Genomic DNA, 18,972 nt, shown 5'->3' with positions numbered 1-18,972 from the left:
CACTGAACGATCAGCGTATCACGCATGGCTAAAAAAGAGCATATTTCCGAGACCCAGGCGACGCAGTTGCTGCGCAAGCATCAAGTTTCCTTCGATGAACACCCGTATCCGTACGAGGAGCACGGCGGCACCAGCGTCTCGGCGCGCGAATTGAACGTGCCCGAGCATGCGGTGATCAAGACCCTGGTGATGCAGGATGAGGCGGCCAAGCCGATGATCGTGCTCATGCATGGTGATTGCAAGGTCTCGACCAAGAACCTGGCGCGCGCCATCGGCTGCAAGTCTGTCGAGCCGTGCAAGCCCGAGGTGGCGCAGCGCCATTCGGGCTACATGATCGGCGGCACGTCGCCGTTCGGCACGAAAAAAGCCATGCCCGTGTACGTGGAGCAATCGATCCTGGCGCTTGAACGCATCTATATCAATGGCGGGCGGCGCGGCTTCCTCGTCTCGCTGGCGCCGCAGGTGCTTGTTGATTTGTTGCAAGCCAAGCCGGTGCAGTGCGCCCTGCAGGATTAATGAAATGGACGACGGGCTGTTACCGGGCATCGGCCATGGTGTATATTCTGCTGCGCCAGCCTCGATGCTGGTGTAATAAACACAATAAAGGGAAGAAATGAATCCAGTAATCACAACCGTGGCAATGACAGTGGCCGCTTACTTGCTCGGCTCGATATCGTTTGCCGTGGTGATGAGCAAGGTCTACGGCATTGCCGATCCGCGCACCTATGGCTCGAAAAATCCGGGCGCCACCAACGTGCTGCGCAGCGGCAACAAGGGCGCCGCCATCATGACCCTGCTGGGCGATGGCGCCAAGGGCTGGCTGGCCGTGTTCCTGGCCGACCATTTTGCCACTGCGCTGGGCGTGGGCGACACGGCCGTGGCCCTGGTGGCCATCGCCGTTTTCCTCGGCCATTTGTGGCCCGTGTTCTTCCGCTTTGTCGGCGGCAAGGGCGTGGCCACGGCCCTCGGTGTGCTGCTGGGCATCAATCCATGGCTGGGCCTGGCAACCCTGGCTACCTGGTTGATCATCGCCTATGCCTTCCGCTATTCCTCGCTGGCAGCGCTGGTGGCGGCCCTGTTCGCGCCGTTTTACTATGGCTTGCTGTTCGGCGTCGATCCCATCTTGCTGTCCGTGATCGTCATGAGCGTGCTGCTGGCTTATCGCCACAGCCAGAACATCGCGAACTTGCTCTCCGGTAAGGAAAGCAAGATCGGCGGCAAGAAGGATGCGGCCAAGGCGACCGTCAAGAAGAAGTAAGCGCTTGATTTCCCGCGGCCCGCACGCATATGCTGTGCTTGCGGCGCCGCGCGGTGCGGCCGCCACCGACTCGCGCAAAGGCTGCCCACCATGAGTTCCACTCCCGCCACACCCACCCCCATCCGTATCGATTTCGTGTCCGACGTTTCCTGCCCCTGGTGCGTGGTGGGCCTGAAATCGCTGGAGCAGGCGCTGGACAAGCTGCAAGACACCGTCCAGGCCGACCTCCACTTCCAGCCGTTCGAATTGAACGCCAATATGCCGCCCGAAGGCGAGGATATCGGCGAACACATTGCCCGCAAATATGGTTCCACTCCGGAACAGATGGCGCAGTCGCGCGAAGCCATCCGCGCGCGCGGCGAGCAGCTGGGCTTTACCTTTGCCATGGACAAGCGCGGCCGCATCTACAACACCTTCGATGCGCACCGTTTGCTGCACTGGGCCGGGCTGGAAGGGCGTCAGAAGCAACTCAAGATGGCGCTGTTCGATGCCTATTTCACGCAGGGACAGGATCCATCCTCGCATGCGGTGCTGCTGGCCGTGGCCGGCAAAGCGGGGCTGGACACCGTCAAGGCGGCCGAGGTGCTGGCGTCCGATGCCTACGCGGACGAGGTGCGCGCGCAGGAACAGTTCTACCAGCAGAACGGCATCAACTCGGTGCCTGCCGTCATCATCAACGAGCGCCACCTGATTTCCGGGGGGCAGCCGCCTGAAGTGTTCGAGCAAGCCTTGCGCCAGATCATCGCCGGCGCTTGAGCGGGGCGCCAATGGCGCGCGCCATGGCAGACTTTTTGCGCTACACTCGGCGCAGAAGGAGGATAGTCAAATGCCAACAGCCAGCTGGAATGGCGCTGTCATCGCGCAAGCCACCGATGCGCAGGTGCAAGTCGTTGAAAACAATGTATATTTTCCTTTATCGTCGGTGACGCAGGAATACCTGCGTCCCAGCAGCCACACGAGCATCTGCCCGTGGAAGGGCACGGCCAGCTATTACGACCTCGTCGTCGGTGGCCAGACGAATGCCAACGCGGCCTGGTATTACCCCCAGCCCAAGGATGCCGCCAAGCAAATTGCCGGCCACGTCGCCTTCTGGCGCGGCGTGAGCGTCGAGCGCTGACCTGACTCCCCCAATTTCCTGACAAAGAAAGCAGACGATGGATTTACGCCTCGCCGTGTACCAACTCGCCTCGGACCATGCGCTCGATGCCCTACAAACCCGGCAGTTGCAGGAAGTGGCCGGCTTCCAGCGCGAACCCGCGCGCCTGGCCTACTGGCTGCCGCGCGGCGTGGCCGTGCTGGGCGCCGCACTGCTGGGCATGGGCTTGATCTGCTGGGTCGCCGCCAACTGGGAAGAGCTGGGCCGCATGGGCCGTTTTGCCCTGCTGCAAGGGGTGCTGGCCGCCGCCTGCGTGGGCGCCTTCGCCGTGCCCAAGGCGCGCGTGCCCTTGCTGCTGCTGGCCTTGCTGGCCATCGGCGGCCTGTTTGCGTATTTCGGCCAGACGTACCAGACGGGCGCCGACCCGTGGCAGCTGTTCGCCCTGTGGGCCGTGCTGGCCTTGCCCCTGTGCCTGGTCGCGCGCAGCGACGTGCTGTGGACGCCATGGATGCTGATACTGTCGACGGCTGCCACCCTGTGGATGCAGGCGCAGGCGCGCCACAGCTGGCGCATCGATTCGGCCGATCTGTCCATTTTCGTCAGCGGCTGGCTGACCGTGCTGCTTGCCTGTGCGTTTGTCTCGCCTCTGCTGGCGCGCTGGACGGGCGCGGGCAGCTGGGCCTTGCGCCTGGGCCTGGTACTGGCCACCATCCTTATCACGGGCACGGGCGTCAGCGCCCTGTTCGGCAATGATATCGAATCGCCGTACTGGGCGGGACTGGGCTTGCTGGCCGTCGCCGGCGTCCTGCTGGCCACCGGCCGGTTCTTTGATGTGTTCGGCCTGAGCGCCGTCGCGCTCGGTATCAACACCTTGCTGGTGGGAGGGCTGACACACGTGCTGTTCAACGGCCATGGCGATGGCGTCGGCGCGCTGGCCATGCTGGGCTTGCTGGCTGCCGTGCTGCTGGCGCTGACCGTGCAAGGCATCCTGTGGCGCACGCGCCGGGAGGCGGCATGAACACTATCCATGGTCAACGAGCCGATGCGCTCGCCACCCTGATCGACGACGCCACGCGCGCCGGCCTGCTGCCGCCCAACGCCACCCGTCCCGTGCAGGATGTACGGCCGTGGCCGCTGGTGCTGATGACGGCCTTCGGCGCCTGGCTGGCCGCCATTCCCCTGATGATTGCGCTGGGCGTGGGCCTGGAAAGCGTCGTGCGCCACGGACCCGGCGCGTATGTCGTCGCCGCCATCGTACTGGTGGCGGCCGTGCTGCTGATCCGCACGCGCGGCGTGGCGCTGTTCGTCGAGCAGCTGGCCGTGCCATGCCTGCTGGTAGGCGGCGGCTTGCTCGGTTATGCCCTGTACCGCGACTATTCCACGCAGACGGCGTCGCTGCTGCTGTGCCTGGCATGCCTGGTGGTGGCCGCCGCCTTGCCGCGCGACTGGCTGCGGGTGCTGCTGGGCCTGGTCGCCTGCGGCTTGCTGGGGCTGGGCATCGTCGATAGCACGCGCGACTTTATTTTCGAAAACGACCCCACGCAACTGTATCTGGCCTGGATGCTGGCCCTGGCCCTCTGGCTGGGCGCCCACTGGCTGCAGAAGCAAGCCTTCAACGATGGCCGCGGCGCGTCCGTCGCCGCCTTCCTGGAATCGCTGTCGACGGGGTGGGTCCTGGCAATCTTGCTGGGACTGGTCTTCTGGTCCGGCATGACCTTCATGCTGGGCGGCGCCTTGGGCGGTGGTTTTGCCGGCGAAGTGGCGCGCGAAGTGACCCGGCACCAGGCCGGCGCCTGGTATGCGCAAGCCTTGAATGGTGTGTCGCTCGTGCTGGCCATGGCGGCTGCCGCCTGGACGGGATGGCGCTGGCCGGCGTTGCGTCAGTTGCCCGCCATCGGCGTGGCGCTGGTGCTGGTCGTGCTGTCCTGGTTCATGCCGGCGCTGGGGCCCGTGCTGCTGATCCTCGCGTATTGCCTGACGAGCGGGCGCTCCCGCGTGGCCGTGGCGGCCGCGCTGGCCGCCGCATGGATACTCGGCAGCTTTTATTATCAGCTGGCCTGGCCGCTGGCCAGCAAGGCGGCGTTGCTGGCCGTGGCTGGCACCGTGCTGTGCGCCCTGTCGTGGCTGGCCATGCGCGGCGCCGTGCTGCACCTGGTGGAAAGCAAACCGGCGGGCGTGGCCACCGAACACCGCGCCGCGCGCCTGGGCGTGCTGGGCGGCTTGCTGCTGGTGTTGCTGGTCGCTAATGGCGGCATCTGGCAAAAAGAGCAGCTGATTGCCAAAGGACAAGCGATCTTCGTGGCGCTGGAGCCCGTCGATCCCCGCTCGCTGATGCAGGGCGACTACATGCGCCTCAATTTCGTCAACCTTGGCGTCCTGAGCACGCTGGCCAGCGTGGACCGGGCGCCTGGCCGGCCCCTCGTCGTGGCCACGCGCGATGCGCGCGGCGTGGCCGAACTGCTGCGCCCGTACACCAGGGAAGCCCTTGCGCCCGGCGAATTCCTGCTCGAGCTGACGCCGAAGGATGGGAACTGGGTGCTGGTCAGCGATGCCTGGTTCTTCAAGGAAGGCGAGGCGGCGCGCTGGGAAAAAGCCCGTTATGGCGAGTTCCGCGTGATGCCGGACGGGCGCGCCTTGCTGGTCGGCATGCGCGGGCCGGAGCTGGAAAAGCTGTAGCGCACGCGCACGCGGGGGCGGGCGTCCTGTAAAATTGCCCGATGGATAATATTACGCATTCGGTCATCGGCCTCGGGGTCGGCGAACTGGTACACCGCAGCCTGCCGCCCGAGCCGCAGGCCCCCGCCCAGCGCACCCGGCGCGCGCTGTTTCTCTTTACGGCCTGGTTTGCCAGCAACGCGCCGGACCTGGACCTGGTGCTCACCCGATTGCTGCCGCGCCCGTTCGGCTACATGCTGCACCACCGGGGCCACACGCATACCTTGCTGCTGGCCTTGCCCCAGGCGCTGCTGTTGCTGGCCCTGTTGTGGCTGCTATGGCCCGGTGCGCGCCGGCTGTTGAAGGAGAGCGTGCCCGCCCGCATCGGCCTGGCGGCTTGCCTGTTGCTGGGATTCTGCTTGCACATGGGCATGGATTTCCTCAATTCCTATGGCTTGCACCCGTTTTACCCGTTTGACAGCCGCTGGCTGTATGGCGACATGGTCTTCATTGTCGAGCCCATGTTCTGGGTGCTGCTGGGCGTGCCCATGATCATGTCCTTGCACTACGGCATCGTCAAAAGCGTGCTGCTGGCGGGGCTGGCGGCGGCCCTATGTTTCTTCACCTATAAAACCTACCTGGCGCCGGCTTCGCTGGCCATGCTGCTGGGGCTGGGCGTGATCCTGGCCCTGCTGCAAGGCCGGGCCGGCGAGCGGGGACGCGGACCGTTGCTGCTGGCCTTCGCGCTGGCCGCCACGTTCATCGGCACGCAGGGCGTGGCCTCGGCCCTCGGCCGCGCGCGCATCGAGGCGGCCGTGCAGCGCCTGGACCCTGGCACGCGCGTGTGGGATGTGGCGATGACGGCGTTTCCCAGCAACCCGCTGTGCTGGATCTATGTCTCGCTCGACAGCAAAACGGACATGTACACCTTGCGGCGCGGCACGCTGAGCCTGCTGCCGGAGTCGCTGGCGCCCGCCGCCTGCCCGGCGGGCCTGGTGGAAACGGGTAAGCAAGGCCAGCAATTGGCGCCCGGCATCGCCGTGTCCGCGCAAGCGGCGGGCAGCCTGGCCGCCTTGCGCGCGCTGCAGGAAGACAATTGCTATGTCGACGCGTGGTTCCGCTTTGCCCGCATGCCCAGGTTGAATGCGGACAAGCTGACGGACGTGCGCTTCAATCCCGGCATGTTGCCGAATTTCACCACGGTCGAATTGCAGCAGTTCCGTGGCCGGCCATGCCCCGCCTACGTGCCGGGCTGGGACCGCCCCCGTGCCGACATGCTGGCGCCGCCGAAAGCGGATGGAAAGTAGCGGTCATGTTGCCTTGCGGCAAAAAATATCGCGTGCGCGCCTGCTGTGCCCTTGCTCAGCATGCGACAATTGTAAATTCGGCATGAATGCCATTCAATTAGGATTATCTTGGAAGAGCAACACGCCTTACCGTATCTGCGGGAAACCCTGCTGTTTCTCGCCCTGGCCGGGATTTTTATTCCGTTATTGCAACGCCTGAAGGTCAACCAGGTCCTCGGTTTCCTGGCCGTGGGCGCCCTGTTTGGCCCGTTCGGCTTCGGCCTGTGGGCCGGCGAGTTCACGTGGCTGACGTATTTCTCGTTTGTCCGCGCCGAGCAGGTCAGCGGCCTGGCCGAGCTGGGCGTGATGTTTTTGATGTTCATGATCGGCCTGGAACTGTCGACGGAACGGCTGTGGGCGCTGCGGCGCTGGGTATTTGGCGCGGGCGTGGGGCAGGTGGCGGTCAGCGCCTGCCTGATCGGCGGCGTGGCGTATTACTTTGGCCTGTCGCTGGAAGCGTCCATCGTGCTGGGCCTGGTGCTGTCGCTGTCGTCGACGGCCGTGGTGATGCAGTTGCTGACCGATCAGCGCTCGCTGCAGACGCCGGCCGGCCAGGCGGGTTTTTCCATTTTGATGTTCCAGGATCTGATGGTGGTGCCGCTGTTCATCCTGATCGACGTGTTCGCCAGCGGGCGCAGCGACGACCTGGCGTATCTGCTCAGCTTTGCGGCCGTGAAATCGGCCGGCGCCATCCTGCTGATCTATCTGCTGGGCCGCCGCGTCATCCGTCCGCTGTTCCAGTTTTTCGTCAAGAAACGCCAGCCCGACGTGTTCATGGCCTTGACTCTGCTCAGCACCCTGGGCATCGCGGGATTGACCTATCTGGCGGGCTTGTCGATGGCGCTGGGCGCCTTGCTGGCCGGCCTGCTGCTGGCGGAAACGGAATTTCGCCACGAAGTGGAAGTGACGATCGAGCCCTTCAAAGGCTTGCTGATGGGCTTGTTCTTCATGTCCGTGGGCATGCAGATCGACGTGCGCGAAATCCTCAAGTCGCCGGTGTTGATTCCCTTGGCCGTGCTGAGCCTGTTTGCCTTGAAAACCCTCGTCATCAGCGTGATTTTCCGCATCGGCGGCTTTCACTGGGGGCGCGCCGTGGAAACGGGCGTGCTGCTGGGGCAGGGCGGCGAATTCGCCTTCATCGTCGTCGCGTATGCGCTTGGTACCAAGCTGATCGGACCGCAGGTGGCGCAGTTCGTCATGCTGGTGGTGGGCCTGAGCCTGTTCGCCACGCCGGCGCTGGCCAAGGCGGCGCGCGCCTTTGGCAACTGGTGGGAGCAGCGCCACCACCATCAGCTGGCCGACCTGGCGCACGGCGCGCTGCCGCCGCAGGGCAACACCGTCATCATCGCCGGCTTCGGCCGGGTGGGGCAGTTGCTGGCCAAGGTGCTGACGGAGCAGGATATCGCGTATGTGGCCATCGAGAATGATGCGCGCCTGGTGACGACCCTGCATCCGCGCGGTTTCCCCGTGTATTTCGGCGATGCGTCGCGCGCGGAACTGTTGCAAAAGGTCAATGCGGACCGGGCCGCCGCCGTGGTGCTGACCATGGACCATGCGGCGTCCGTGCTGCATGCCGTGAAATCGATCCGCCGCGAATATCCGCAGCTGCCCGTGTATGCGCGAGCCCGCGACGAGGCGCATGCCGTGGCCCTGATACAGGCGGGCGCTACCCTGGTCGTGCCCGAGGCGCTGGAATCGGCGCTGCAGCTGACGGCCACCGTGCTGCACACGGTGGGCATCTCGGAAGCACGCACGACGGACATCGTGCAGGCCGAGCGCGACCGGCGCAATGCCGTGCTGCTGGCGAAAAAGCTGTCGTAGTGTTGTTGTAATGAAACCTGTAGCCCAACCGTGCGTGTCGCCGTGCTTTGTCAATTATCTATACAATAATAGTATATGAGCACACTACCCACATGAAAGCCGCGACGAAGAGCGGCGCGGCGCCCCTGACGCCGCAGCAACTGGCGGCGCAGGAAACGCAGCAGAAATATGGCAAGCCCGAGCGGGGCTGGCGCGAGCAGGTGTACACCGTCATTTTCGAGGCGGAAACGCGCACGGGCCGCGCCTTCGACCTGCTGCTGATCGCCGCCATCCTGATCAGCGTGACGGTGGTCGTGCTCAGCAGTGTCGCCTCCGTGGCCGAGCGCTATGGCGCCTGGCTGACGGCGCTGGAATGGTTTTTCACCATTTTATTTACCATCGAATATTTCGCCCGCCTGTCGTGCCTGCAGCATCCTGTGCGCTACGCCAAGAGTTTTTTCGGCATTATCGACTTGCTGGCCATCGTGCCGACCTACATCGGCTTGCTGCTGCCGGGCGCGCACGTGCTGATCGACGTGCGCATTTTGCGCCTGCTGCGCATGTTCCGTATCCTCAAGCTCACGTCGTATGTGCATGAATACACGGTGCTGGGGCGGGCCTTGCTGGCCAGCCGGCGCAAAATTCTCATTTTCTTGTCTTTTGTCATGATGGTGGTCTTTCTGCTGGGTACTGTGATGTACGTCGTGGAAGGGCCGGAAAACGGTTTCAGCAGTATCCCCACGTCGATATACTGGGCCATCAGCACCATGACCACGGTCGGTTTCGGCGATATCACGCCGCGCACCGACATCGGGCGCACCATCGCTTCGCTGATGATGTTGCTCGGCTGGGGCATCCTGGCAGTGCCTACCGGCATTATCAGCGCGGAAATGACGGTACAGCGCAGTTCCAAGCTGGTGACCACGCGTACCTGCCCCACGTGCCTGAAAGAAGGGCTCGATGACGATGCCAATTTCTGCAAGAACTGCGGTGTTGCATTGCCGCCGCTGGCACGCGATTAGCGCATAGACCATACATCAACCGTATTTACTTTACTTTTTTAAGGCCAACATGATTCCAGTTCGCCTGATCGCGACGGGCAAGGCCGTGCCGTCGCATAGCGTGACTTCCGCAAGCCTGGACCTGACATTGGGCCATCCAGCTGGCTACACCCTGCGCAAGAGCGGCGTGCTGTCGCGCTTTGTCGCCGCGCCCGATGAATCGCAAAGCCAGCTGGGCGCCGCCGCCCTGCTCGACGCGCTGAAAAATGCCAGTCTGCGTCCGGCCGACATCGACCTGCTGATCTGCGCCAACGGCGTGCCCGAGCAGGCCTTGCCGAATACGGCCTGCTTCGTTGCCGAACATGCGGGATTGCCGCCAGGCACGCAAAGCTTCGACGTCAACGCCAGCTGCCTCAGCTTCATGGCCGCCTTCCGCGTGGCCGCGTCCATGCTGGCCGGTGGCGCCTACCGGCGCATCGCCATCGTTTCGTCCGACCTCGCCTCGCGCGGCGTGGACTGGAGCGAGCCGGAAGCGTCGATGATCTTTGGCGACGGCGCCGCCGCCGTCATCGTCGAGCGGGGCGATGGCAGCGCCGGCATCCGCGCCTACAAGATGGGCACATATCCGGAAGGGCGGCGCTACTGCGAAATCCGCGGCGGCGGCACCGAGCGCAACCCGCGCAATGGCTGCGAACCGGGCGATTATCTGTTCCGCATGGATGGCAAGGCCGTGTTCCGCCTGGCCGTCAAGGTAATGCCGGATTTCCTGGCGGAACTAATGCTGGAATCGGGCGCGGGACTGGATAGAGTCGACGTGGTCGTGCCGCACCAGGCCAGCCCATTGGGGCTCGCGCATGCGGCGCGCATCCTTGACGTTCCCGATGCTAAAATCATCAAGATCTTTGAAACGCACGGCAACCAGGTGGCCGCGTCCTTGCCTACCGCCCTGCACGAGGCGGTGATGACGGGGCGGGCCGTGGCGGGCCAGCGTTTGCTGATGATGGGGACGGCCGCGGGCCTGACCATCGGCGGCATGATTCTTGACCTGTGAAGGTGGTGTAATGAGGCGGATACTGGTCACGGGAGCGACGGGCGGGCTGGGGCGCAATGCCGTGCGCACCCTGCTGGCGCAGGGCGTGGAAGTGCGCGCCACGGGCCGCAACGCCGCCGTGGGCCGCGAACTGGAACGCATGGGCGCGCAATTCGTGGCGCTTGATCTGGCGCAAGCATCGCCGCGCCAGGTCGATGAGCTGGTGCGCGGCATGGACACCGTCTGGCACTGCGCCGCGCTGTCGTCGCCATGGGGCCCCGAGCGCGATTTCATCGCCGCCAACGTCACGGCCACGGCCCAGCTGCTGCGCGCGGCCGCCAGCCTGCACGTGGCGCGCTTCGTGCACATCTCCACGCCAGCCATCTATTTCGATTATCGCAACCGCTACGACGTGCCGGAAACCTTCCGCCCCGACGCCTTCGTCAACGCCTACGCGCGCAGCAAGGCGATGGCGGAAAAACTGGTGCAGGATTGCGTCGACCGCCACCGCGGCATGACGTGCGTGATCCTGCGCCCGCGCGCCATCTTCGGCCCGCACGACCAGGTGCTGATTCCGCGCCTGGCGAGGGTGCTGGAACAGCGCGGCGGCAAGCTGCCGCTGCCCAATGGCGGCGCGGCCACCATCGACATCACCTATGTCGACAATGTCGTGCATGCGATGTGGCTGGCCACCGTGCACAAGACCATCGCTTCCGGCGCCGCCTTCAACATCACGAATGGCGAGCCGGCGCGCTTGTGCGACATTTTGCGCACCCTGTTCTGCGACCATCTGCAGCAGCCGTTCGAGATCGTCAGCGTGCCGTACCGCGTGCTGGCGCTGGTGGCGCGCCTGATGCAGTTTGCTTCGCGCTTCACGCGCCGCGAACCGGCGCTCACGCCCTACAGCATCGGCGCGCTCAGCTTCGACATGACGCTCGACAGCGCCAAGGCGCGCAAGGTGCTCGGCTATCGTCCCATCGTCAGCCTGCAGGACGGCATTGCCCGCACGGCGCAGTGGATGCGCCAGGAAGCGGCGGCGCACAAGGTGGGCAAGGAGCGCAATGGCTAGCATCACCGCGTTTCGCGTCGGCCACTGCACGCATCCTTCGTGCATGGTCTTGAAAGGCAGCGGGCTGGCCAGCCGCTGCTTCCCGTCGCGCGCCTACCTGATAGCGACGCGCGCCGGCCTGTACCTGTGGGACACGGGCTACGCCGAACACTTTCGCGCCGCCACGTCCAAGGGCGTGTACCGCATGTACGCGTGGGTGACGCCGATTTCCTTCGACGGGAACGAATCGTTGCAGGGCCAGCTGCGCGCGCATGGCGTGGCGCCCGGCGATATCCACACCTTGCTGCTGTCGCACTTCCACGCCGACCATATCGCGGGCCTGCGCGACTTTCCCGGCGCGCGGCTGATGGCCTCCAAAACGGGCTGGGACGCCGTGCGGGGACTGTCCGGCGTGGCCGCCGTGCGCCAGGCCTTCGTGCCCGAGCTGCTGCCAAACGATATAGCCGACCGCCTGGATTTCGTGGAAAGCGTGCCCGAGACGGCCTTGCCGGCCGCCCTGCTGCCATTCACGCACGGGCGCGACGTCAGCGGCACGGGCGAGATCTACATCGTCGACCTGCCCGGCCACGCCATCGGCCATCTGGGCGCCTTCGTGCTGCAGGAGAGCGGCTGGACCCTGCTGGCGTCGGACGCGGCCTGGGTGCCGGAAAGTTTCCAGCAGCTGCGCGGACCGTCCGAACTGTCGTTTATCATCCAGCACAAGCGCGCGCCGTATTACGCCACCCTGAACCGGCTGCACCAGTTGCACCGGTCGGGCAATGCGCAGATCCGCATCACGCACGAAGACACGGCGGACTATATTCCTGTGGCGGGCCGCCCGTGAAGCGTATCTTCTGGCTGTTGCTGTCGTACTGGCGCACGCGCCGCCTGCACTTTGCGGACCGCGCGCAGCTGCACGCCTACCAGCAGCGGCAACTGGCCCGTTTCATTGCGGTGCTGTGCGCGCGCAGCGCTTATTTCGCCCCGTACCGCGGCTTGCCGCTGGCGCAGTGGCCGACGATGAACAAGGCGCTGATGCTCGAGCATTTCGACGCCATGAATACGCAAGGGGTGACTTTGGCGCAAGCGATGGACGCGGCCATGGCGGCCGAGCAGAGCCGCGACTTTACGCCGGCCGTCGGCGACATCACGGTGGGCCTGTCGTCCGGTACCTCGTCGCGGCGCGCCGTGTTTACCGTCAGCCCCCGCGAAAAGGCCCAATGGGCGGGCGTGATGCTGGCCAAGGCGCTGCCCGACGGCCTGTTTTCCGGCGAGCGGGTCGCCCTGCTCCTGCGCGCGAACAGCAATCTGTACACGGCCGTGCGCTCGCCATGGCTCACCTTTGCCTTTTACGATTTGTTCGAACCGTTCGACAGCCTGTGCGCGCAGCTGGCGCAATATCAACCAACGGTCATCGTCGCGCCGGCCCAGGTGCTGCGCCAGCTGGCCTTGCGCGTCATCGATGGCAGCCAGGCGCTGGCGCCGAAAAAAGTCATCTCGGTGGCCGAAGTGCTGGAAGCCCAGGACCGCGCGCTGATCGTGCAGGCGTTCGGCGCCGTGCATGAAATCTACCAGGCCACCGAGGGTTTTCTCGCCAGCAGCTGCGAGCACGGCGTGCTGCACCTGAACGAAGAGTACGTGCATATCGAGCCGCAGTGGCTCGATGGAGAGCAGCGGCGCTTCGTCCCCGTGATTACGGACTTTACGCGCATCACGCAGCCCATCGTGCGCTACCGCCTGGACGACATCCTGATCGCGCGCGCTACGCCATGCCCATGCGGCCGCGCCACGCGCGCCATCGATGGCATCGAAGGGCGCTGCGACGACATGCTGTTCTTGCCATCCTTGCCGTCCGCGCATGGCGGTGCACCCGTCGCCGTGTTTGCCGACGTGCTGACGCGGGCCTTTGCGCAAGCCTTGCCGCCCGACGCCGATTACCGCCTGGTGCAGTCGGGCGACGCATCGCTGCAACTGCATGCGGCCCTGGACGAGGCAGGACTGGCCGCCCTGCGCGCGCACCTGGCAGCGGTGCTGCAGGGCCTCGGCGTGGCCGTCGACGGCCTGGCATGGACGACGAGCGCTGAACTGCCTCCTTTTGATCCCACCATGAAACGGCGCCGCATCCGGCGCCTTGCGACCGCATGAACCCTTCTTCCATGACCGTACGCGGCCGCCTGCTGCATTTGCTGGCCGGCTGGGGCAGCGTGGGCCTCGTGTATTTTTCCAGCGACTTGCTGCAAGGGCAGGGCGTGCTGCTGCCGGAAACGGCCATCGACCGCGCCATTCCCTATACGGACGCCGCCATCTGGCTGTACCTGTCCTTCTTCATCCTGATCCCCTACGCCTACCTGGCGGCCGATGCGGCGCGGGTGCGCTGGCTGGCGCGCGCCATGGCGCTTTCCGCCGTCATGTGCGGCGTGGTGTTCCTGCTGTATCCGACCACCCTCGCGTATCCGCCCGTCGGTGCAGGCAATGCCTGGAGCACGCAGGCGCTGCGCATGCTGCAGGCGGCGGATTCCACGCAAAACTGCCTGCCGTCGCTGCACGGCGCCCTGACGTTGCTGTGCGTGTGGGCCTTGTGCGACAAGCGCCATCTGCTGCGCTCCGCGCTGGCCGTGGCGCTGGGCCTGGCCATCTGCTATGCCATCATCGCGCTGCGCCGGCACGTGAGCATCGATCTGGCCGCCGGCCTGGCCGTTGGCATCGCTGGCGGCATGCTGGCCAAAATGCAGGTATCCTTGGCTGCCCGCCGCGCCGTTTCCATGAAAACCGCACCATGATGAATCCATTTGCCCTGTCGTTTTTGATCATGCTGGCCTTCGTGCTGGCCGAACTGCTGATCCTGAAATGGGTGCGCAAGACCCCCGTGCCGTGGAAGGACGTGATCTTCAACCTCAATTCGGGGCACATATTGATGTGGGTGTTCCGCGGCGTGGAAGTGGCGGCGTTCGCCCTGCTGCTGCGCCATGTGAACCTGCACATCGTCGACCAGTGGCCCGTGGCGGTACAATGGGTCTTCGCTTTTTTTGCCTGGGATTTGTGCTTTTACTGGATGCACCGGCTGCATCATAAAATCCCTTTGCTGTGGGCCGTGCACGTGGTGCACCACCAGGGCGAGCATTTCAACCTGTCGCTGGGCGTGCGCAATTCCTGGTATTCGTCGCTGACGAATTTCCCCTTCATCGCCATCCTGGCCGTGCTGGGCGTGCCGCTGGAAATCTTCCTTGTCGTCTCTTCCCTGCATTACACGGTGCAGTTCTATAACCACAATGCGCTGGTGAACAAGTCTGGCATCCTGGATAGCTTTATGGTCACGCCCTCGCACCACCGCGTGCACCACGGCACGGATAAACGCTATATCAACCGCAATTTCGGCGGCACCCTGCTGCTGTGGGACAGGCTGTTCGGCAGTTTTCAGCCCGAACTCGAGGGCGTGGAAATGCGCTATGGCGTGAAGGGCATGACACCCACGCACAACCCGCTGCTGGCCAGCAACGGCAAACTGTTCACATGGCTGCGCGCGCGCTTTCCCCACTGGCAGTCGCGCGGCACTTTCCACGTGCCCGAGCTGTTCATCGGCATCGGCGGCGTGATCCTGTTTGGCCTGGTGATCTATTACGTCAATCACGAAGCGGTGCTGGCCGGCGCGCAGCAGGCCATCCTGTTTGCGCTGATCTTTGGCGGCACCCTGGCGCTGGGCGGCCTGTCGGATGCGCGCCGCTGGGGCGCCATCGCCTGGGTCGCCATCGCCGTGGCCATGCCGCTGCTGTTCCTGGGCTGGTATGGCGCGCGCGATGCGTGGGGCGTGGTCTTCCTGGCTGCGCTGCTGGCGCATGGCCTCGACGGCGCGCGCCGCCTGTGGTGGCCGGCAGCGGCGGGGACGCGCGCGTGACGCAGCCTGTACCTTCGTTGCCGCCGCTGCGCTTCCAGCCCGCCCGCGATTCCGCCTTCCGCCGCGAATTGCGCGCGCGCGCCGACGCCTACCTGGCGGACGAAGGAAGACACCGCTTCGGCGACGCGCGCCTGCATGCGAAAACCGTGTTTCTGGCCGCGCTGACGGTGGGGCTGTATGCGCTGGCCTTGAATGCCGGCGGCACCTGGCCGTTTGTCGCCAGTTATGTGGCTTGCCTGGTCGCGGCCATGGCGCTGGCCATGAATACCCTGCACGACGCGGCCCACAGCGCCGTCTTTCGCCAGGGAGCCTGGAACCGCGTGCTGATCCGCCTGGTGGGCTTGCCCGTGGGCGTGGACACGGATTTCTGGACCATCCGCCACGTGCACTTCCATCACACGTACGCCAACGTGGAAGGCTATGACCTCGACACGGAGCCGAATCCGTTTTTGCGCCAGACGCCGTTCCAACGCTGGTCGCCGCAGTACCGCTACCAGTACCTGTACTGGCCCGTGGTGGCGGCCCTGTCGCTGCCGTATCTGAACTGGTATGGCGACTGGCTGGACCGCTTCGGCAAGACGCCCGTGGCCGCGCACAGCCGTCTGCAGGGCTGGCGCGGCTGGCTGTCCTTCCTGGGCTGGAAGCTGGGCCACGTGGCGCTGGTGCTGGCGCTGCCCATGTGGGTGCTGCAGCAGCACGGCATCGGCTGGGGCGTGGTGCTGGGCGCGTATTTCGTGGGCCAGATGCTCGCCTCGTGCGCGCTGGTGGCGCTGATCCTCGGCACGCACTGGGCCGAAGTGGAGTTTTTCCAGCCGGGGCAGGATGGCACCCTGCCGCACGACTGGTACCAGCACACGTTTTATACGGCCTGCGACTGGACGCCAAGGCCGCGTGCCCTGCGCTGGCTCGGCTACTGGCTGGGCGGCTTGAATCTGCATCTGACGCACCATTTGTTCCCCACCTGGAACCACCGCCATTACCCGGCACTGGCGCGCATCCTGGCCGAACTGGCGCCGCGCCACGGCCTCGTGTACCGCGAACTCGGTTACGGCCAGCTGCACGCCTCGCAGCAGCAATTCCTGCGCGCCATGGGCCAGCCACCGGCAAAGCCCTGACGAATCGCGCTTGACTCGGTTTCCGTTTCGTCTTAAATTTCTGTAGCGACAGAAATGAGAGAAAGCAATGGAACTGAGTCCAACTACGCAAAAGTACATTCTCCATTGGGGCGAGATGGGCACCCGCTGGGGCGTCAACCGCACGGTGGCGCAAATCCACGCGCTGCTGTTCCTGGCGAATGAACCGCTGACGGCGGAAGACATCGCGGCCAGCCTGAACGTGGCCAGGTCCAACGTCAGCAACAGCCTGAAGGAATTGCAAAGCTGGGGCCTGGCGCGCATCACGCACGTGATGGGGGACCGGCGCGACCATTTCGTCGCCTTGCAGGATGTGTGGGAAATCTTCCGCGTCATCATGGAAGAGCGCAAGCGGCGCGAGATCGATCCCACCCTGACGGTGCTGCGCGAATGCGCGATCGAGGGCGAGCACGATGCCGCCATTCCACCGGCTACTTTGGAACGCATGGGCGAAGTGCTGGCGTTTTTGGAGATGCTCAGCAGCACCTACAGCGATTATAAAAACCTGCCGCCGGCCACCCTGCAGCGCATGCTGTCGATGGGCGGCAAGGTGGCCAAGTTCCTCAGCCCGGAAGACAAACCGGGCAAGCGTGGCAAATCATGAACGGCCCCTCGGAAGGAGAACTGTTCAAGAAGGTGATGGGCGCACAGTGGCTCACGCTGCACCCGGATATCCGCCGCCGCTTCGAGAAAAATCCCGCGCCGGGCCAGCCCCTGTACTACCGGGGCGAACTCAGTGAACTCACCAGCTCGCGCCTGGGTAAGGTGCTGGGCTGGCTCACGCGCCCGTTCATCGACGGCGCTTTGATCCCGTACGACGACCACGGCTTCCCCGTGGATATCGAAGTCTATTCGCGCCCCGGCTGTCCCTACATCTTCAAGCAGCGCACGTATCGCCTGCACGGGCGCGCGCCGATCCGCTTCACCTCCTATATGGCCGAAAGCGAAAAAGGCGAAGTGCTCGAATACGTGGGCATGGGCCTGGGCATGAAGCTGCTGCTCCACGTCGAGGATGGCAACCTGCACTTCACCAGCGATGGCTATTTTTGGGACCTTTTCGGCTGGCGCATGCCGCTGCCCGGCGTGCTCACGCCCGGCAAGACCTATCTGTGCCACCGCAACGACACGCCGCAGCAGTTCAATATCCGCATCGAGATTCGCCACGCCCTGTTCGGCACCACGTTTACGCAAGTGGGCGTGTTCCGCGAATCCGCCGCGCCGGAAATGAAGGAGACACCATGAATACGCATCTGCTGGCCCTGCAACTGATGGCGGCGCAAGGCTGCCTGGGCGCCTTTGACACCATCTATCACCATGAAATCACGGAGGCGCTGCCGCAAAAGGCATCGGCGCGCCTTGAATTGACCATCCATGCGACGCGCGCCCTGATCTACAGCCTGCTGTTCGTGGGCCTGGCCGCCTGGGAGTGGCATGGCGCCTGGGCCTGGGTGCTGGTGATCGTCTTTGGCGTGGAAATCGTGCTGACCCTGTGGGATTTCGTGGTGGAAGACCAGACCCGCCTCTTGCCGGCCACGGAGCGGGTCACGCATACGGTGCTGGCGATCAATGCGGGCGCCTTTATCGCGCTGCTGGCGCTCAATAGCAGCGAGTGGGCCAGCTTGCCGACGGCCCTCGTGTGGCAGCCGTATGGCTGGCTTAGCGTCTTCCTGGCCCTGTGCGGCGTGGGCGTGGGCCTGTCCGGCCTGCGCGATGCGTATGCCGTGTGGCGGCTGGGACGGCGCAAGGTGCAGGAGACGGCGGAGCAGGAGGAGCGGCTGAGCTTTGCCGCCGCGCCGCAGTCCGTGCTGGTGACGGGCGCCACGGGTTTCATCGGCCAGCAGTTGGTCAGCGCCTTGCTGGCCGACGGCCATGCGGTGACGGTGCTGACGCGCCAGCCGAAACAGGCCGCGTGGACGTTCGATGGCCAGGTGCGCTGCATCCAGGCGCTCGACGAATTGCCGGATGCGCGGCGCATCGACATGGTGGTCAACCTGGCCGGCGCGCGCATCGTCGGGAAGCGCTGGACGGACGCGCGCAAAGCCACTTTGCGCCGCAGCCGCGTGGCCCTGACGCAGGCCCTGGTGGCGTGGATCGCCCGCGCGCAGCACAAGCCACGGGTGCTGCTGTCGGCGTCGGCCATCGGCTATTACGGCGTGCAGCCGCAGGGCGATGCGACGCAGCTCGATGAAGACAGCGCGCCGCAAGCCATCTTCATGTCGCAGCTGTGCCAGGAATGGGAAGCGGCCGCGCGCCAGGCGGAGAGATTTGGCGTGCAGGTGGGCTGCATGCGCTTCGGCCTCGTCTTCGGCCACCAGGGTTCGCTGCCGCAGATGCTGCTGCCGATCCGCTTCGGCGTGGGCGGCCCCCTCGGCAGCGGCAAGCAGTGGGTCACGTGGGTGCATGTGCGCGACGTGATCCGCGGCATCGCCCATCTGGCGCGCCGCAGTGAGCAGGGCATGGTGAGCGGCGCGTATAACTTTTGCGCGCCGGAAGCCATCGAGCAGCGCCGCTTCGCCCAGGTGGCGGGCGCCGTGCTGCACCGCCCCAGCGTCATGCCCACGCCGGCCTTCGTCATGCGCGCCTTGCTGGGCGAGCAGGCCGACTTGCTGGTGGAAGGCCAGCGGGTGGCCCCGCGCCGCCTGCTGGCCGAAGGATTTGCCTTCCGCTATCCGCATCTGGAAGGGGCGCTGCGCAGTTTATAAGTTGGCGTAAG

At 65.1% G+C, this 18,972-nt stretch carries 19 protein-coding genes; all 19 read left to right on the top strand.

Going from position 1 to position 18,972, the window contains the following annotated elements:
- Positions 1 to 24 precede the first annotated feature (24 nt).
- The 19 genes from ybaK to CSQ92_RS16365 all read left to right on the top strand — a co-directional run bounded on the left by ybaK (position 25) and on the right by CSQ92_RS16365 (position 18,961).
- Entirely contained in the window at positions 25 to 516 is a 492-nt protein-coding gene (ybaK, locus tag CSQ92_RS16455; protein ID WP_034779956.1) for a Cys-tRNA(Pro) deacylase, read from the top strand.
- A gap of 97 nt (positions 517 to 613) precedes the next feature.
- Positions 614 to 1,258 (top strand): glycerol-3-phosphate 1-O-acyltransferase PlsY, encoded by a 645-nt coding sequence (gene plsY, locus CSQ92_RS16450; protein ID WP_230520638.1) that lies wholly within the window; start codon positions 614 to 616, stop codon positions 1,256 to 1,258.
- A gap of 90 nt (positions 1,259 to 1,348) precedes the next feature.
- Complete coding sequence (locus CSQ92_RS16445) at positions 1,349 to 2,014, top strand: DsbA family oxidoreductase (protein ID WP_099394806.1); 666 nt, start codon at positions 1,349 to 1,351, stop codon at positions 2,012 to 2,014.
- Between the two features lie 70 nt (positions 2,015 to 2,084).
- Positions 2,085 to 2,375, top strand: coding sequence for a DUF427 domain-containing protein (locus tag CSQ92_RS16440; RefSeq protein WP_070281496.1), 291 nt, complete (start codon positions 2,085 to 2,087; stop codon positions 2,373 to 2,375).
- A 37-nt stretch (positions 2,376 to 2,412) separates the two neighbouring features.
- Positions 2,413 to 3,372, top strand: coding sequence for a DUF2157 domain-containing protein (locus tag CSQ92_RS16435; protein WP_099394805.1), 960 nt, complete (start codon positions 2,413 to 2,415; stop codon positions 3,370 to 3,372).
- Positions 3,369 to 5,030: a GDYXXLXY domain-containing protein gene (locus CSQ92_RS16430; RefSeq protein ID WP_099395084.1), complete on the top strand. Its 1,662-nt coding sequence runs from the start codon at positions 3,369 to 3,371 to the stop codon at positions 5,028 to 5,030. The genes CSQ92_RS16435 and CSQ92_RS16430 overlap by 4 nt, the downstream gene beginning before the upstream one ends.
- A 41-nt stretch (positions 5,031 to 5,071) precedes the next feature.
- Positions 5,072 to 6,316 (top strand): metal-dependent hydrolase, encoded by a 1,245-nt coding sequence (locus CSQ92_RS16425; protein WP_099394804.1) that lies wholly within the window; start codon positions 5,072 to 5,074, stop codon positions 6,314 to 6,316.
- Positions 6,317 to 6,424: 108 nt separating this feature from the next.
- Entirely contained in the window at positions 6,425 to 8,176 is a 1,752-nt protein-coding gene (locus CSQ92_RS16420; RefSeq protein ID WP_099394803.1) for a cation:proton antiporter domain-containing protein, read from the top strand.
- Positions 8,177 to 8,268: 92 nt separating this feature from the next.
- The gene (locus CSQ92_RS16415) at positions 8,269 to 9,177 is read left to right on the top strand and encodes an ion transporter (RefSeq protein ID WP_099394802.1); all 909 of its coding nucleotides are present in this window, start codon (positions 8,269 to 8,271) and stop codon (positions 9,175 to 9,177) included.
- 49 nt (positions 9,178 to 9,226) lie between these two features.
- Positions 9,227 to 10,207, top strand: coding sequence for a 3-oxoacyl-[acyl-carrier-protein] synthase III C-terminal domain-containing protein (locus CSQ92_RS16410; protein WP_099394801.1), 981 nt, complete (start codon positions 9,227 to 9,229; stop codon positions 10,205 to 10,207).
- Between the two features lie 10 nt (positions 10,208 to 10,217).
- Positions 10,218 to 11,255 (top strand): NAD-dependent epimerase/dehydratase family protein, encoded by a 1,038-nt coding sequence (locus CSQ92_RS16405; RefSeq protein ID WP_034779928.1) that lies wholly within the window; start codon positions 10,218 to 10,220, stop codon positions 11,253 to 11,255.
- Positions 11,248 to 12,078, top strand: coding sequence for an MBL fold metallo-hydrolase (locus tag CSQ92_RS16400; RefSeq protein WP_034779925.1), 831 nt, complete (start codon positions 11,248 to 11,250; stop codon positions 12,076 to 12,078). The genes CSQ92_RS16405 and CSQ92_RS16400 overlap by 8 nt, the downstream gene beginning before the upstream one ends.
- Entirely contained in the window at positions 12,075 to 13,379 is a 1,305-nt protein-coding gene (locus tag CSQ92_RS16395) for a F390 synthetase-related protein (RefSeq protein WP_099394800.1), read from the top strand. Before CSQ92_RS16400 ends, CSQ92_RS16395 begins: the two co-directional genes overlap by 4 nt.
- Positions 13,376 to 14,014, top strand: a complete 639-nt coding sequence (locus CSQ92_RS16390; RefSeq protein WP_099394799.1) for a phosphatase PAP2 family protein — start codon at positions 13,376 to 13,378, stop codon at positions 14,012 to 14,014. The genes CSQ92_RS16395 and CSQ92_RS16390 overlap by 4 nt, the downstream gene beginning before the upstream one ends.
- Complete coding sequence (locus tag CSQ92_RS16385) at positions 14,011 to 15,126, top strand: sterol desaturase family protein (protein ID WP_099394798.1); 1,116 nt, start codon at positions 14,011 to 14,013, stop codon at positions 15,124 to 15,126. The genes CSQ92_RS16390 and CSQ92_RS16385 overlap by 4 nt, the downstream gene beginning before the upstream one ends.
- Positions 15,123 to 16,241, top strand: a complete 1,119-nt coding sequence (locus tag CSQ92_RS16380) for a fatty acid desaturase family protein (protein ID WP_257219253.1) — start codon at positions 15,123 to 15,125, stop codon at positions 16,239 to 16,241. Before CSQ92_RS16385 ends, CSQ92_RS16380 begins: the two co-directional genes overlap by 4 nt.
- A gap of 67 nt (positions 16,242 to 16,308) precedes the next feature.
- Positions 16,309 to 16,863, top strand: a complete 555-nt coding sequence (locus tag CSQ92_RS16375; protein WP_070281486.1) for a GbsR/MarR family transcriptional regulator — start codon at positions 16,309 to 16,311, stop codon at positions 16,861 to 16,863.
- A complete protein-coding gene (locus CSQ92_RS16370; protein ID WP_099394796.1) occupies positions 16,860 to 17,501 on the top strand; it encodes a DUF4166 domain-containing protein in 642 nt (213 codons plus the stop codon). The genes CSQ92_RS16375 and CSQ92_RS16370 overlap by 4 nt, the downstream gene beginning before the upstream one ends.
- On the top strand, positions 17,498 to 18,961 hold the full coding sequence (locus CSQ92_RS16365) for a TIGR01777 family oxidoreductase (RefSeq protein ID WP_099394795.1): 1,464 nt from the start codon (positions 17,498 to 17,500) through the stop codon (positions 18,959 to 18,961). Before CSQ92_RS16370 ends, CSQ92_RS16365 begins: the two co-directional genes overlap by 4 nt.
- Positions 18,962 to 18,972: the final 11 nt, after the last annotated feature.

The organism is Janthinobacterium sp. BJB446 (genome assembly GCF_002735655.1).
In the GTDB taxonomy this organism is placed as follows: Bacteria; Pseudomonadota; Gammaproteobacteria; order Burkholderiales; family Burkholderiaceae_D; genus Janthinobacterium; species Janthinobacterium lividum.
Note: the sequence above shows the minus strand (reverse complement) of the source record. Positions and strands in the feature narration are given on the sequence as shown.